The organism is Microvirga sp. BF8, from assembly GCF_059888585.1.
In genome coordinates this window covers 3,375,504-3,388,983 of the sequence record NZ_CM187619.1, presented here as the reverse complement: position 1 = coordinate 3,388,983, position 13,480 = coordinate 3,375,504, and the positions used below count along the sequence as shown (strand labels likewise).

At 64.5% G+C, this 13,480-nt stretch carries 10 protein-coding genes; 7 read left to right on the top strand and 3 right to left on the bottom strand.

All coding sequences use genetic code 11. The annotated features are described in order from the left end of the window. Nucleotide 1: 1 nt before the first annotated feature. The 3 genes from AC522E_RS16040 to AC522E_RS16030 form a co-directional block, all read right to left on the bottom strand. Nucleotides 2–763, bottom strand: a complete 762-nt coding sequence (locus AC522E_RS16040; protein WP_500747258.1) for a TIGR02186 family protein — start codon at nt 761–763, stop codon at nt 2–4. Then, nucleotides 760–1,689: a sulfite exporter TauE/SafE family protein gene (locus AC522E_RS16035; protein ID WP_500747257.1), complete on the bottom strand. Its 930-nt coding sequence runs from the start codon at nt 1,687–1,689 to the stop codon at nt 760–762. The genes AC522E_RS16040 and AC522E_RS16035 overlap by 4 nt, the downstream gene beginning before the upstream one ends. A 102-nt stretch (nt 1,690–1,791) precedes the next feature. Next, entirely contained in the window at nt 1,792–4,941 is a 3,150-nt protein-coding gene (locus AC522E_RS16030) for a tetratricopeptide repeat protein (protein WP_500747256.1), read from the bottom strand. Between the two features lie 356 nt (nt 4,942–5,297). Here AC522E_RS16030 and AC522E_RS16025 point away from each other — a divergent pair, with 356 nt between their 5' ends. The 7 genes from AC522E_RS16025 to AC522E_RS15995 all read left to right on the top strand — a co-directional run bounded on the left by AC522E_RS16025 (nt 5,298) and on the right by AC522E_RS15995 (nt 13,462). After that, nucleotides 5,298–5,720: a MerR family transcriptional regulator gene (locus AC522E_RS16025; RefSeq protein WP_500747255.1), complete on the top strand. Its 423-nt coding sequence runs from the start codon at nt 5,298–5,300 to the stop codon at nt 5,718–5,720. Between the two features lie 420 nt (nt 5,721–6,140). Then, nucleotides 6,141–7,934 carry an acyl-CoA dehydrogenase C-terminal domain-containing protein gene (locus AC522E_RS16020; protein ID WP_500747254.1) on the top strand — a complete coding sequence of 598 codons (1,794 nt, stop codon included), beginning with the start codon at nt 6,141–6,143 and terminating at the stop codon, nt 7,932–7,934. Nucleotides 7,935–8,053: 119 nt separating this feature from the next. Further along, complete coding sequence (locus tag AC522E_RS16015) at nt 8,054–9,262, top strand: acetyl-CoA C-acetyltransferase (RefSeq protein WP_500747253.1); 1,209 nt, start codon at nt 8,054–8,056, stop codon at nt 9,260–9,262. A 146-nt stretch (nt 9,263–9,408) separates the two neighbouring features. Continuing rightward, entirely contained in the window at nt 9,409–11,616 is a 2,208-nt protein-coding gene (locus tag AC522E_RS16010; RefSeq protein ID WP_500747252.1) for an FAD-dependent oxidoreductase, read from the top strand. 110 nt (nt 11,617–11,726) lie between these two features. Then, on the top strand, nt 11,727–12,236 hold the full coding sequence (locus AC522E_RS16005) for a DinB family protein (protein ID WP_500747251.1): 510 nt from the start codon (nt 11,727–11,729) through the stop codon (nt 12,234–12,236). Continuing rightward, nucleotides 12,233–12,781, top strand: coding sequence for an acyl-CoA thioesterase (locus AC522E_RS16000; RefSeq protein WP_500747250.1), 549 nt, complete (start codon nt 12,233–12,235; stop codon nt 12,779–12,781). Before AC522E_RS16005 ends, AC522E_RS16000 begins: the two co-directional genes overlap by 4 nt. A 57-nt stretch (nt 12,782–12,838) precedes the next feature. Then, complete coding sequence (locus AC522E_RS15995) at nt 12,839–13,462, top strand: 2-hydroxychromene-2-carboxylate isomerase (RefSeq protein ID WP_500747249.1); 624 nt, start codon at nt 12,839–12,841, stop codon at nt 13,460–13,462. Nucleotides 13,463–13,480: the final 18 nt, after the last annotated feature.

Below are 13,480 nucleotides of genomic sequence, written 5' to 3'. Positions count from 1 at the left end.
TTTAGTCCCTCCGGAAGATGGCGTTGGCGCCCCAGCCGAAGAACAGCGCGAGAAGAGCCGTCGCGAAGCCATAGAGGGCGCTCCAGTCGTGGGCGATCTCGCCGACCTGCTGCTCGAACCCGGTCTTGACCAGTTCGAAGTGCGTGACCGTCCGCGCGAGGATGACGGTGTCGGCAAGCAGCGTCACTTCCACGTCGTAGTTCCCCGGAGGCGCGGTCGCCGGCAGGGGAATGCTGGCATTGAAGATGCTGGGCGTCAGGAAGGTGACGCCGCGCTCGTTCTCCCGATAGAGGCCTTCCTTGCTCTTGAGCCGAAACAAGGCGTCGCGGAACGGTTCGTCGGCGCCGCCGCGGTCGTTGGTGAAGTCGGGCGCATGAATGATCGCCTGAAGTCCGATTTTCTGGCGGCGGCGGAGCTGCTCGCTGGTGATCTCGACGATCGGCCTTGAGGTGAGGACCGTCAGATAGGCCGGCGCTGTCGGGAATTTCTGCTGGTCCTGGTTGAGCCAGAGCGGGCCCAGCCGCTCCTTTTCGCGGACGACGAGGAATTGCTGTGGTCCGCGGATGGTCACTACGGCATCGTAGCCCGAGGCACGGGAAACCGTCTGTGCATCCCGCTCGATGGCGCCAAAGACCGCGATCGACGTGCCCGTGTAATTGGAATTGATCAGGACACGGTGGTTCGACAGGGACGTGATCAGGTTCTCCGCCAGCGCAGGCACGGTTCCGGCCAGGAGCAGGAGCAGGACTGCGACGATCCTCACGTGCGCGACTCCTGCACGGTGATCGTGAATGGCTCCTGCGGCTTCACCACCAGCTCGAGTGCGAAACGCAGACCCACTGCCAGCAGCAGGATGGCCAAAAGGAAGCGGAACATCTCCGCCCGGAGATTGCGCCCGGCCCGGGCACCGAACTGAGCGCCGAAGACGCCGCCGACAATCAGGAGAATGGCCAGAACGATATCGACCGCCTGGTTGGCGATGGCGTGGAGCACAAGCGCAACGAGGGTCGTGCAGACGATCTGGAACTGGGACGTGCCTACCACGACGCCGGTTGGCACGCGGAAGATGTAGAGGAGTGCCGGAACGACGATAAAGCCGCCACCGATTCCGAGCAGCGCACCTGCGAAGCCGACGAACAGGGAAAGGCCCAGGATTGGGATCACGCTGGCATAAAGCTTGGACTGGTAGAAGCGCATGCGCAGGGGCCAGCCCAGGAACGGCCGGTGATTTCCCGCGTTGCGCCGCGGCTTCACTATGCCGCCTTTGCGCTTCAGCCAGAACTCGCGAAGGCTCTCCTTCATCATCAGGCTACCGACGACGGTAAACAGCGTCACGTAGGAAACGACGATGACAAGATCGAGCTGGCCCGCCCGCCGGGCGGCGGCGAAGAACCAGACGCCGAGGGCCGAGCCGACGAAGCCGCCGGCCACGAGAATGCCCCCAAGCCTCAGGTCCAGCGCCCCGCGGCGCAGGGCGCTGAGCACGCTGGTGGTGGAGGAGGCGACGATCTGCGCCGATTGGGTGGCGACCGCTACCGCCGGCGGAATGCCGAGAAAGATCAGGAGCGGCGTCATCAGAAACCCGCCGCCGATCCCGAAGAGCCCCGAAATAAACCCGACCGCCGCGCCCAGTCCGAGGATCAGGAGAACGCTTACGGGCATTTCGGCGATAGGCAAATAAATTTGCACCCCGGTCCCCCTATGGCCGGTGCAGCCACATCCTGGTCATCACATTGCACTGCTCGACATTAGATGCCGCGTTCTGAATGGAGCATGACAGGGCCAATGGTCTCAGCTCCTGTCGTTTGCCGGAGCGCCGACGGCGGCCGTGCGGTCTCCGGGGCGCGGCGGAACGTCGTTGGCGAGAGGATCCGTCGGCCGCGGGCGCCAGCTTTCGAGGGACGCCTTCGCGGCGTTGAGCTCTGCCGCCGTCAGCCGGGAGGCGATTTCATCGCGCTTCTTCGCAGCCTCGGCGTCCCCCTGGGCCGCGGCCAAGGCGAACCAGTGGAAGGCCTTCGCCGGATCCTTGCGGGCCCCGACGCCACGTGCGAGGAGCACGCCCATGTTGAACTGACTGTCCCTGACCCCGGCCTCGGCGGCTTCCGAGTACCATTGCAGGGCGCCAGCATAATCCGGCTTCCCGGATACGCCCGCGGTCAGCAGGGTCGCGAGATTGTGCATGGCGCGCACATTCCCTCCCTGGGCGGCGCGCTCATACCAAGCCACTGCGAGCTTCGCGTCCCGGGCCGTTCCAATGCCCTTATCGTAAAGGAACGCGAGGCGCTCCTGTGCCGGAGCAAGTCCCGCCTGTGCAGCTCGTTCGAACAGCCGACGGGCAAGGGCTGGGTCGCGGGGAAGCCCGCGTCCCTCCGCCACGCGGAGCGCGATCTCATGGACGGCCGTCGCGTCGCCGGAGAGGGCTTCCTGCCGCAGCACGGCCGGGATCCCGGTGGGCAAGTCGCCGAGCGTGCTCGGGTCCAGTGTGAACCTGGCCGCAGTAAGGTGCGCAGGAGGGGGCGATGCCGATGAGAGGCTCGAAGGCTGGAAAAGTGTCGTCTCGGCCTCGGTGACGATGGCGGGAGTTGTGCTTTCCGAAGGTCCTTCGGGGCGGGCAATCGGGTCCGCTATGGCCAAAGTGGTCTCGGGTGCGGCGGCTTTGGAAGCGGAGGCATAGGGGGCGTTCGACAGGATCTGCGTCGTCCCGGCGGCCAGCACGAGAAAGGCAAGACCGAAGAGGAGAGGCCGGCGATGGGCATCGAGCGTCCTGCGAAGGCGCTCGAAGAGAGAGGGTGCGGAAAGGTCCGCCTTTTCGGCAGCCTCGGCCTGTCGATCGCTGTCCGGCGGATCCTGGAAGGCCGTGGCCTCGGCAGGATGGCCGTCAAGCGCGGGCATGGCATCCGCGGCCGGAGGCGGGAGCGTCCGGGACGCTCTCCGGGCGGCGGCGATAAGGCTTGACCGGACATTGCTCATGGCAACTTCCGGCTCCGTGATGGCGTTCGGCCGCACCGCATCATGCTCCCGGTCGGGGACCGGCAGCGTCACCTCCGGCACGTTCGCGGCGATCTCTTCGATCTGCGACAGCGCCGACGCGTGAAGCCGGCGCACTGCCGCTTCGAGGCGGTCCGATGACGGCATCTCCGACGTTGCTCGTGCCCCGCCGGTCCCGTTCAGCTGGGCGGGCGACGGCGCGAAGCGCGACACGAGGGTCCCCAGAGCGTCATGGACGGCGCAAAGGGTCTGCTGGGTTCTCTTGTCCGCCCGTATCTGCAGGGCCTTCAGCTCGGCGAAACCGGCCTTCAGGGCATCGAGCTCGCTCATGGAGAGAGCGCCCGTGCCTGCATTCTTCACGGCGGTCGCGGCCGCGCGCTCGGCGATCAGCGCCGCCTCCGTCTGCAGGCTCTTGAGATGGGACGCTGCATCCTCGAAGGCCTGCCGGTAGGTCTCTGGCATGTGCGAGAGCTGATCGGCAAAGGCGACGATGCGTTGCTCCAGGGCGCTCAAGGCGGGGGCCGGCGCCGAGGGCTCAGCGAGCTTTTCCTCGAGTGAGCGCAGCAGCGGCTCGATGGCCGAAGTATCGGCCGGGCGGGCAACCTGGCGCAGTTCCCCTTCAAGGCGCTCGAAGCGTTCGAACAAAGGCTGTTTCAGCGATGCCGTGCTGTCGGCAACGTCCGCGATCTGCGACGACAGCCGATCCAAGCGGCCGTGGAGCGCTTCGTCCTGCTCGAGGCGTCCATCGGCCATCCGCGCCATGCGCTCGGTGAGGACGGCAAGCTGTTCCGCGATCGGATCGAGATCGGCCGGCACAGGCACCGGGCGGCTCGCCAGGAGGTCGAGACGGCGGGACATGTCCTGGAGTTGTTGCGGCACGTCGTTGTCTTCCTGAGCCGCGACAGAGCGGCCCAGGGCGGCGCAGACATCCTCCAGCGAGAGCTTGAGGGCGGCCAGATCGCCGCGTCCGATCTGTTCGGCCTGAAGATCCGTCATCTGGCGACCGAGGGCCGCAACGGCTTCGGACAGCCGGTCGATCTGCTGGGGTTCGGCCCTGCACGCCAGATCCTGGCGCAGGTCTACAATCTGGCTGCTGAGGAAGTCGATCACGGAGCGATCGACGCTGGTCGCGGCCAGCTGTTCGACCTTGCCCGCGACGAGTTCTATCCCACTGCCGATCCGTTGATGCGTGCTGTCCGCCACGGTCTCCGACAGACTGTCGATCTTGCGGTTGAGGCCGGCGATGGAGCCCGCAAGAGTGAGAAGGTCCTTGCTCGACGGGCTGCGTTCGAGATCGCGGGCCAGGAGGCGGAACGTCTCGTCGAGGGTGGCGATCTGGCCATGCGTCGCGAGATTCTCCATCCCGGCGCGCAGGTGGTCGATGTCCTGCCGGATCTCATCGATGGCGGAAGGGGAGGGCTCGTCCAGGCGCTGTGTCAGCCGGGACATGTCTCTGCGCAGTTCCACGAGGCTGTCGGCAACCGGAGAAATGGCCTTCAGGGCCTCTTCGAGGGCCTGGATCGAAGCAGGCTCCGCGGCGACGCGTCGCTCGACGGTTTCAAGGCGTCCCCTCAGAGACGAAAGGGTCTGCGACAGGGCTGCAGCCATGCGGTCCTGTTGTCCGGCGGAGGTCCGGGCCGCCTCGTTCAAGCGCTCCTCGGCCTGTTCGATCCACAGCGCGATGGATTCCAGCGCGACCGCATTGCGCGAGGCCTGGTCGGGGCGGCGGTCCCGCTCGGCGGCTTCGGCCGCGGCCATGATGGCTTCGAATTCGCCCGATGGCGGGTCGGCAGGGCAGCGAGACCGCTCTGGCGGAATTTCGGCTCCGTGCCGGGCGATGATTGCGGCGATCCAATCCTCCAGGCTCAGGCCCGCCCGTCTGGCCGCTTTTTCGGCAGCCGCACGGATTTCGGGATCCAGAGCTTCGAGATGTGCGGGATCAGGTCGTCTCATGGCCGCGCTCGTGGGGACTCGAAAACTACCCGGAACGGCGGCGATGACCCCACATCATTCCCCGTGCCGACGATTCATGGGGTGAAATCTGACGAATCGGATCGAGCCGCCAGCCCCACGGCCGATGACGCAGCTTTTGGCGAACGTAGTAAAAAACCCGTTAATCTGAGGGATTTAAGTCGCCTGCAATGGTCCCGGGCGTATCGGACGCTGCCTCACGGGCATGTTGGCGGTTCGCCTTAAGGCAGCACACTTGCGGAATGCATCGATAATGTTCTATCATTACATTCACAGATGCTGCGAGGGGTTCCTTGGTGACAGGACCTCGACAGTGACAACAATGGTTGGGGCAGAAGATGAGCAACAGCGTCGCGATGAATTTTTCCGTTCTCTCGGAGAGGGCGGACGCGGACGATTCCAGGTTTTATACAATCGGAGATCTGGCGCGCGAATTCGGCGTCACTCTCAGGACATTGCGCTTCTATGAGGATCGCGGCCTGCTGTCGCCGCGCCGCGATGGAACGGCCCGAGTTTACGATGTCCGCGACCGTGACCGGCTGTCGGTCATCCTCAAGGGCAAGCAACTCGGATTTACGCTGACCGAGATCCGCGCCATGCTCGCCGAAGAGCGCGGGGGCAGCGGTGTGGCGGCAAATCTCAATCTTTCCCTGCCACAGATCGAGGATCAGATCAGTCATCTTGAACAGCAGCGGGTGGAGATCGACGAAGCGCTGGTCGAACTCAGAGCGTGCAGGGCCCGCCTGATCAACGCGGCCTGAGCCGGACTATCTTCGTCCGTCTCTCACAATCCTTCAGGGCGTCGAAACCACATCGACGCAGCCTCGATGGCAGATGCTCCTATGCCGACGGTCCAGACCTCCACGAGGGCTGTGGCGCGAGCGGTCGATGCGCGCCGGCCATGAGGACTATGCGGCAAGGAGGGTTGGCTTCGATACGGAAGGCGACCCTATGCAGGGAACTGTCGCGCCTTTTGCCCTACGGATGCCCTTGGGCAATGTGAACGTTTGGCTGCCATCGGGTTCAGCACCGGACGATCCGGCATCAGACGTCCCGTACCCCAAGACAATTCTCGCCCTACCTCTTCCCCTACATAGCTAGATAGTTTATATGTGAACTATCTAGTCGGCCGGCGCATTGGTTGAGCGATCCGTGCCGGGATCCGATCTGGGAGGAGTTCCATGCCGGTCTATAAGGCCCCCGTCGAAGACGTGATGTTCCTGCTGAAGGACGTCTTCCCCATCGAGCGTTACAACAATCTTCCAGGATTCGGCGACGCCACCCCGGACACGGTCGAGGCTATCCTCGCCGAGGGAGCCAAGCTCTGCGAGGAGGTGTTCGCTCCGCTGAACCGGGTCGGCGACCAGGAGGGCTGCGTCCGCCATCCGGACGGGTCCGTGACGACACCCAAGGGCTTCAAGGAGGCCTATGAGGCCTTTGCGGCCGGAGGATGGATGGGGCTCTCGGCTCCCGAGGAATATGGTGGGCAGGGCCTGCCGACGACTCTCAATTCGGTGATGCAGGAATTCCTGTCGTCGGCCAATCTGGCCCTCGGCATGTATCCGGGCCTGACCCAGGGCGCTATCGCCGCTCTGGCCGTTCACGGCTCCGACGCGATCAAGAAGACCTATCTACCCAAGATGGTCGAGGGAACATGGACCGGCACCATGAACCTCACCGAGCCCCATTGCGGCACCGACCTTGGGCTCCTCAAGACGAAGGCCGTGCCCAACGGGGACGGGTCCTATTCGATCTCCGGGACCAAGATCTTCATCTCGGCCGGCGAGCATGACATGGCCGAGAACATCGTCCATCTGGTGCTCGCCCGGATCGAGGGTGCGCCGGCGGGCACAAAGGGCATCTCGCTCTTCGTCGTGCCGAAAGTCCTCGTCGGCGAGGACGGCTCTCTGGGCGAGCGCAACGGCGTCTCCTGCGGCTCCATCGAGCACAAGATGGGCATCCACGGCAATGCCACCTGCGTGATGAACTACGACGGCGCCAAGGGCTGGCTGATCGGTGAAGAAAACCGCGGCCTCAACGCCATGTTCGTGATGATGAACGAGGCCCGTCTCGCCGTCGGCATTCAGGGCCTGGCGCAATCCGAGGTCGCGTACCAGAACGCCGTCGCCTATGCCAAGGACCGCCTGCAGGGCCGGGCCCTGACCGGCGCAAAGTTTCCGGACAAGCCTGCCGATCCCATCATCGTCCATCCCGACGTTCGCCGCACGCTTCTCACCATCAAGGCGTTCAACAAGGCCGCCCGGGCGCTCGTGATCTGGACAGCACTGAAAAGCGATGTCGCGCATCGCTCCGCCGACGGTGCCGAGCGCCAGGCGGCGGACGATCATATGGGCCTCCTGACGCCGGTCGTGAAAGGCGTGCTGACCGATGTCGGTTTCGACAATACCGTGAGGGCGCAGCAGATGTTCGGCGGCCACGGCTATATAGAGGAATGGGGCATGTCGCAGTTCGTGCGCGATGCCCGCATCACCATGATCTACGAGGGTGCAAACGGCATCCAGGCCATGGATCTCGTCGGCCGCAAGCTCGCCAAGGACGGCGGCCGCGCTGTCATGTCCTTCTTCAACGAAGTCGCCGCCTTCTGCCAGGACAATGCCGGCGATGAGAATTTGAAGGGGTTTGTCGCGCCGCTCCAGCAGGGCCTTGGCCATCTCCAGCAGGCGACCATGTGGTTCATGCAGAACGCCATGGCGAAGCCCGACAATGCAGGCACCGGCGCCACGGACTACATGCACCTCTTCGGCCTCGTCGCCATGGGTTACATGTGGGCCAAGATGGCCAAGGCTGCGAGTGCGAAGAAGACGCAGGGCAATGGTGTGGCGCAGGCCATGGACGCGAAGCTCCTGACCGGCCGCTTCTTCATGGAGCGCATGATGCCCGAGACGGCATCCCATCTCGCGGCCATTTCGACTGGTGCCGATGCCACCATGGCCATGCCGATGGAGATGTTTTGAGGACGAAGAGGCACCGCGCCGGGTTCGGCATGGCCGGAGACCCGCAGCGCCTCGCGTGATACATGTTCCGGGACCGGCTCTGCCGGCGCCGGACGTTTTGCAGGTTCAGGGAGAACAATATGGCCGAAGCCTTTATCTACGACGCCGTCCGCACGCCGCGCGGGCGCGGTAAGCCGGACGGTTCGCTGCACGAGGTCCCCGCGGTCGACCTTGCCGTCACGACCCTGAATGCCGTACGCCGGCGCAACGATCTCGATCCGGTCCTGGTGGAAGACGTGGTGCTGGGCTGCGTCGACCCTGTGGGAGAGGCCGGGGGCGACATCGCCCGCGCCTCGGCGCTGAAGGCAGGCTTCGGCAAGGAAGTGCCGGGCATCCAGATCAACCGCTTCTGCGCGTCGGGTCTCGATGCGGTCAATCTCGCGGCGGCCCAGGTGATGACCGGCATGAAGGACCTTGCCATCGGCGGCGGCGTCGAATCCATGAGCCGTATCGGCATGGGCGCATCGGGCGGAGCGTGGCCCACCGATCCCGGCATCGCCGTTCCGAACTATTTCCTGCCCCAGGGGATCTCGGCGGATCTCATCGCGACGAAATACGGCTTCTCCCGCGACGATGTGGATGCCTACGCGGTCGAGTCGCAGAAGCGCGCCGCCCGCGCATGGGACGAGGGACGCTTCAAGAATTCCGTGATCCCTGTGAAGGATATCAACGGACTCACAATTCTTGCCAAGGACGAGCACATGCGGCCGCAGACCGACATGCAGTCGCTGGGCCAGCTCAAGGCCGCCTTCGTCCAGATCGGCGACATGGGGGGCTTCGACGCCGTTGCCATCTCGGCGCATCCGGATGTCGAATTCGTCAACCACGTCCATCATGCGGGGAACTCCTCCGGCATTGTCGACGGCGCGTCTGCCGTTCTCGTCGGCTCCGCCGAGGGCGGCCGCAAGGCCGGCCTGAAACCGCGCGCCAGGATCAAGTCCTTTGCCTCCATCGGCTCCGACCTCGCCCTCATGCTGACAGGTCCCATCGACGTGTCCGCGCTCGCGCTGAAGAAGGCGGGCATGACGACGGCGGACATCGACCTCTTCGAGATCAACGAGGCCTTTTCCGCGGTGGTCCTCCGCTACATCCAGGCGCTCGATCTGGATCCAGCCAAGGTCAATGTGAATGGCGGGGCCATCGCCATGGGCCACCCGCTCGGCGCGACCGGCGGCATGATCCTCGGGACGGTGCTCGACGAACTCGAGCGCACGGGCAAGCAGACGGCTCTGGTGACTCTCTGCGTCGCCGCGGGCATGGGCACTGCGACGGTGATCGAGCGGGTTTGATTTGGGACTGTCGTTCCGGGACGCGTGAGACGCGATCGCGGAACCCGTAGCCACCGGGTGCGCTCCAGTCAGCAGCGACGGCGGTTATGGATCCCAGGCGCCGCCGCGCGACTCCGGGAGGACAGTGTGAGACACGGGAGGACGACATGACGAACTTCAAGAATTTCCGCTTCGACATCGATGACGACGGAATCGCGCTGGCGACCTGGGACATGCCCGACCGCTCGATGAACGTCATCACCAACGAGGTGATGCGCGAACTGTCCGAAATCGTCGAAAAAGTTGCCAGCGATGCCGCCATCAAGGGCTGTGTCATCACCTCGGGCAAGGAAAGCTTTTCCGGCGGCGCCGATCTCTCGATGCTCCAGGAATCGAAGACGCAGTTCGACAAGCTCGCGAAGGAGAAGGGCCCTGAGGAGGCGATGATGGCCTTCTTCGAGGAATCGCGCCGACTCTCACAGCTTTATCGTCGCCTCGAAACCGGCGGCAAGCCGTTCGTGGCCGCCATTCATGGCGTCTGCCTCGGCGGGGCGTTCGAGCTGGCGCTCGCCTGTCACTACCGTGTCCTCTCCGATGTGGATGCGACCCGCGTCGGCCTGCCCGAGATCAAGGTCGGCCTCTTCCCGGGCGCCGGTGGGACGCAACGCGTGTCCCGGCTGATGCAGACCGGCGATGCCTTGCAGATGCTGCTCAAGGGCGATCAGATTCGCCCGCTCATGGCGCGAAACATGGGCCTCGTCCACGCGGTCGTGCCGCGCGACGAGATCGTCCAGGCGGCCAAGGACTGGATCAAGGGCGGCGGTTCGGCGGAGGCGCCTTGGGACCAGAAGGGGTTCAGGCTCCCGTCCAACAAAGTCTATTCCGCGGCCGGGATGCAGATCTGGCCCGCGGCGAATGCCATCTACCGCCGCGAGACCCAGGACAACTATCCCGCGGCCCGAGCCATTCTCGAGGCCGTCTATCAGGGCCTCCAGCTTCCGATGGATCAGGCGCTGAAGGTCGAGTCCCGCTACTTCGCCAAAATCTTGCGTTCGAAGGAGGCGGCGGCGATGATCCGCACCTTCTTCCTGTCCATGCAGGAACTGAACAAGGGCGCGCGCCGTCCGAAGAATGTGCCACCGACGGTCCTGAAGAAGATCGGTATCGTCGGCGCAGGCTTCATGGGCGCAAGCATCGCCTATGTCACCGCCAATGCGGGCATGGAGGTCGTGCTCGTCGACCGCGATACGGAATCGGCGGAGAAAGGCAAGGCCCATTCGCATAAGCTGATGACCGATCAGATCATGAAGGGTCGCGCCAAGACGGCGGATCGCGACGCTCTGCTGGCGCGCATCGCGGCCTCGGCCGATTACAACGATCTGAAGGACTGCGATCTCGTCATCGAGGCCGTATTCGAGGACCCCAAGGTAAAGGCCGACGTGATCCAGAAGGTCGAAGCGGTCATTCCGGCAGACTGCATCTTCGCGTCGAACACCTCGACCCTCCCGATCAGCGGTCTCGCCAGGAACTCGAAGCGTCCCGACGAATTCATCGGCATCCATTTCTTCTCGCCCGTCGAGAAGATGATGCTCGTGGAGGTCATCGTCGGCAAGCAGACCGGGGACAAGGCGCTTGCCGCCGCCCTCGATTTCGTGCGCGCCATCAGGAAGACGCCCATCGTCGTCAACGATTCCCGTGGCTTCTTCGCCAATCGCTGCGTTCTCGGCTACATCCTGGAGGGGCATCTGATGTTCCTGGAGGGCGTGCCGGCGGCGATGATCGAGAATGCCGGCAAGCAGGCGGGAATGCCCGTCGGCCCCCTGTCCCTCAACGACGAAGTCGGCGTCGATCTCGGCCTCAAGATCCTGCGCGCCACCAAGGAGCAGCTCGGCGAGGCGGCGATCGTGCCGGCGCAGGAGCAGTTGCTCACGCAGCTCGTGGACCAGGATGGCCGCCTTGGACGCAAGAACCGCAAGGGCTTCTACGACTACCCGGAGAATGCGCCCAAGCACCTCTGGCCGGGATTGAAGGACCTTCAGCCGAAGCATCTCGACGCCGAAACGCTCGACATGGAGGACCTGAAGAAGCGCCTCCTCGTGACGCAGGCCCTCGAGGCCGCGCGCACGGTCGAGGAGGGCGTCATCACGGACCCCCGCGAGGCTGATGTGGGCTCCATCCTGGGGTTCGGCTTCGCTCCTTATACGGGGGGCGTGCTCTCCTATATCGATTTCATGGGCGCCAAGGCCTTCGTGGAGATGTGCCGTGACCTGCAGGGGAGATACGGCGACCGCTTCGCTCCGCCGAAGATCCTGCTCGATATGGCGGCTTCGGGCGACACGTTCTATGGACGGGCGGAGGCCAAGAAGGCCGCCTGACTTCCCCTTTGTTTGGGGAGGTTCGATAAAGGACGGGCATGCTAGGCTCGGCCATGACCGGCGTGTCCATCCCATCTTGCCCCCCCGCCCGCGAAGACAGAGGAGCCGCGATGAAACCGCATTTTGCCATGCTGGCTGCCTACAATGCCTGGTGCAATCAACGCCTTTTCGACGTTGCGGCCGAGCTGCCGGAGGTCGATTACAAGGCTGATCGCGGCGCCTTCTTCAAATCGGTCCATGGCACCCTCAACCACCTGCTGGTGGCCGACCGGATCTGGATGAAGCGCTTGACCGGTCATGGCGAGGCACCCACGCGCCTCGACGAAATCCTCTTCGAGGAATTCGGCTCGCTCCGGGATGCCCGCTGGAAGGAGGACGAGCGGATCATGACCTATGTCGCCGGCCTGCCGGAAGTGGCTTTCGCGTCCCGCATCCGCTACCAGGCCCTGTCCAATCCCGCTCCGATCGAGCAGCCGCTAGCGTCGATCCTGCTGCATGTCTTCAACCACCAGACCCATCACCGCGGACAGGTCCATTGTCTCCTGACGGGCTTTGGCCGGGTGGCGCCATCGCTCGACCTCGCCCTGTTCCAGCGGATCAGCGGCATGGGCATGGCATGAATCTCTGGTTGCGGGTTCTGCACCTCATCATCGCTTCGTTCTTCCGCCCGAAGCTCGATCCCGTGCGGGACACATCGCGCCTGCGCTTTCGCGTCTGGCCGCATGATCTCGACACCTCGCTCCATATGAACAATGGCCGCTACTGGACCCTCATGGATCTTGGCCGGTCCGACATCATGATCCGCTCCGGATTGTGGCGAGCCGTCACCCGGCATGGCTGGGTGCCCGTGGTCAGCGCCGGAAAGATCCGGTTCCGCCGCGAACTCAAGCTGTTTCAGCCTTTCACCCTCGAAACCCGGATCGTTACCTGGGCGGAAAGCTGGGTCGTGATGGAACACCGGCTCGTTTCGACATCCCGGGACGGCACTCCCGTCCTGGCCGCCATCGCGCTCGTGCGGGCGGGTCTTTATGATCGCCGCGTGAAAAGCTTCGTGCCGGTGGACTGCATGTTCAGGGCCATCGGCGTCCGGGCGGAGGCGCCGGAGGCATCCCCGGAGGTGGCCGCCTTTCTTGTGGCGGAGGAGGCGTTGAAGAACGCGGCTTGATCCTGAACGTCGGCGCGGTAGCTTGCAGGTCTTCGTTCCAACCGTGAAGACGATTCCATGCCCCGCACCATCGACTACTATTTCTCGCTCATGAGCCCTTGGGCCTATATCGGGCATACGCCGTTCATGGGCATAGCCCGGCGGCATGGGATCGAGGTCAACTACAAGCCCGTCTTCCTCGGCCGGGTGTTTTCGGAGACAGGTGGCCTGCCCCTGGCTCAGCGCCATCCGGCACGGCAGCGCTATCGCCTCGTGGAACTCCAGCGCTGGCGCGAGAAGCGGGGACTGAATTTCAACATCAAGCCCAAATACTGGCCCTTCGAGGTCAATCTCGCCGACCGCTTCGTCATCGCCGTGACCGTCTCGGGCAAGGATGCCGATCCGTTTCTTCGCCGGGCCTTCTCGGCCCTGTGGGAGGAGGAGCGCGACCTCGGGGATCCCGTCGTCCTGGCCGAACTCGCCGAGGCGGCGGGGCTGGACTCCTCGTCCCTCATGGACATCGCGACCGGGAGCACCACCGAGGCGATCTATGCCCTCAACCTCGAGAATGCGGTCGCCGGGGATGTCTTCGGCTCGCCTGCCTATGTGCTCGACGGGGAGGTGTTCTGGGGCCAGGACCGGCTCGAACTGCTCGACGATGCGCTCAGGAGCGGGAGGGCGCCGTACCTGCCGACCGTGTGAGGGCGGGAGCCCTTCCGG

Coding starts and splice junctions, on each gene's coding strand:
- AC522E_RS16030 (WP_500747256.1), bottom strand. CDS start 4,941: ATGAGACGACCTGATCCCGCACATCTCGAAGCTCTGGATCCCGAAATC.
- AC522E_RS16025 (WP_500747255.1), top strand. CDS start 5,298: ATGAGCAACAGCGTCGCGATGAATTTTTCCGTTCTCTCGGAGAGGGCG.
- AC522E_RS16020 (WP_500747254.1), top strand. CDS start 6,141: ATGCCGGTCTATAAGGCCCCCGTCGAAGACGTGATGTTCCTGCTGAAG.
- AC522E_RS16015 (WP_500747253.1), top strand. CDS start 8,054: ATGGCCGAAGCCTTTATCTACGACGCCGTCCGCACGCCGCGCGGGCGC.
- AC522E_RS16010 (WP_500747252.1), top strand. CDS start 9,409: ATGACGAACTTCAAGAATTTCCGCTTCGACATCGATGACGACGGAATC.
- AC522E_RS16005 (WP_500747251.1), top strand. CDS start 11,727: ATGAAACCGCATTTTGCCATGCTGGCTGCCTACAATGCCTGGTGCAAT.
- AC522E_RS16000 (WP_500747250.1), top strand. CDS start 12,233: ATGAATCTCTGGTTGCGGGTTCTGCACCTCATCATCGCTTCGTTCTTC.
- AC522E_RS15995 (WP_500747249.1), top strand. CDS start 12,839: ATGCCCCGCACCATCGACTACTATTTCTCGCTCATGAGCCCTTGGGCC.